Source organism: Methylophaga sp. UBA1464, assembly GCF_002325665.1.
GTDB lineage: Bacteria > Pseudomonadota > Gammaproteobacteria > Nitrosococcales > Methylophagaceae > Methylophaga.
On sequence record NZ_DCSO01000064.1, the window covers coordinates 19,308 to 20,880 of the forward strand.

Genomic DNA, 1,573 nt, shown 5'->3' on the forward strand with positions numbered 1-1,573 from the left:
GTCAATCAAATCATCTGCTGTCGGTGTAAATGCTGAGGCATTATGCACAATGCCTCGATAAGCGGGACTGAATTGCTGCAGTTTGTCGATAAACCCCATAATGCTGGCAGTATCCTGCAAATCCGCCTGAACAGTCTGTATGCCTAATTGTTTTAGTTTTTGGACATCATCCGTTTCAGTACGGTAATGTGCCAATACCTCATAACCATCCTGCTTTAGCCTGGAAGCGATATGAAATCCGACTCGCTTTCCGGCACCTGTTACTAAAATGGGATTATTCACTGAAATTACCGACTAAATGAAAGATACCGCCAAGTTACCTGCACCTGACCCCATTGCGCAACAGCATAGCGATCAACTGTTGCAACTGATTTTTCAGACCATAGAAGACCGTAATGGTTGGCTGAGCTTTGCTGAATTTATGCAGATGGCTTTATACCAACCTGGACTCGGTTATTACAGCAGTGGATTAAGCAAGATCGGCGAAGCAGGGGATTTTATTACTGCTCCCGAAATAAGCCCGTTATTTTCACAGGCGCTGGGCATTCATATTGCTGATGTGCTCAGACAAATACCGGGGGCAGATTGCCTGGAATTTGGTGCTGGCAGTGGCCAGATGGCCGTGGATCTGTTGCTCTATCTGAGTGAGATCGACTGCCTGCCAAAACATTACTACATTATTGAAGCAAGTGCTCACTTACGTGAAGTACAGCGTCAAAAAATAAATAAAATTTTTGGTGTCCAGCAAAACCGGGTTGTCTGGCTGGATCAGCTTCCCAACAAGTTTACCGGCGTTATCGTTGCCAATGAAGTCTGTGACGCGATGCCGATACATCAGGTTCTGTTTGAAAAAGATCAGCTGCATGAGATCGGAGTAGGGCTCAAAAATGCAAAGCTTGATTGGCAGACACAACCCTTAACCAATACCCATTTAAAGTCTCGTTGTGAACAAATTCATCCTTTACTGGAACAATTCCCCTATCAGACTGAAATAGCGATGCAAGCAACTGCCTGGCTTGCAACTATTGCCGATATGCTTGAACAGGGTGGCATTTATATAATTGATTATGGTTATGAGGCCAGTGATTATTTTCATCCACTGCGTCATCAGGGCATGTTGCGCTGTCACTACCATCATCAGGCACATAATGATCCGCTGATTTTAGTGGGTTTACAGGATATCACTGCTCATGTTGATTTCACTGCGCTGGCTGAAACTGCTTATGAAAAAGGACTTCAGCTAGAAGGTTATCAAAGACAGAGTGATTTCCTGCTGGCAGGTGATATTCTTAATCTTAGTCAGGATAATGCAAATCCAGCCTTTCATCAGATGCAGCAGGCTGCAGCATTAAAACGCTTATTGTTGCCAGAACAGATGGGGGAATTGTTTAAAGTGCTCAGCATGGCAAAAAATATTGAAATGCTCCGTTCAAAATCCGCTGATCTGCGTTATCGGCTTTAGGGCTTATTGATTTATTCATAGCAGATGTCTTGTCCTGAAATAAGTTGACACTTATTTCGATTAAAACGCCCGATGCACCGCATCGGGCGTTTTGTATTTTAGGGCCATGTG

2 protein-coding genes are annotated in these 1,573 nt (G+C 44.0%); one reads left to right on the forward strand and one right to left on the reverse strand.

Going from position 1 to position 1,573, the window contains the following annotated elements; translation table 11 throughout:
* The coding region (locus B3O33_RS07825; RefSeq protein ID WP_292363345.1) for an SDR family NAD(P)-dependent oxidoreductase at positions 1 to 282 on the reverse strand (282 nt) is incomplete at its 3' end.
* Positions 283 to 298: 16 nt separating this feature from the next.
* Here B3O33_RS07825 and B3O33_RS07830 point away from each other — a divergent pair.
* Positions 299 to 1,462, forward strand: coding sequence for a class I SAM-dependent methyltransferase (locus tag B3O33_RS07830; RefSeq protein ID WP_292363346.1), 1,164 nt, complete (start codon positions 299 to 301; stop codon positions 1,460 to 1,462).
* Positions 1,463 to 1,573 lie beyond the last annotated feature (111 nt).

Coding starts and splice junctions, on each gene's coding strand:
- B3O33_RS07830 (WP_292363346.1), top strand. CDS start 299: ATGAAAGATACCGCCAAGTTACCTGCACCTGACCCCATTGCGCAACAG.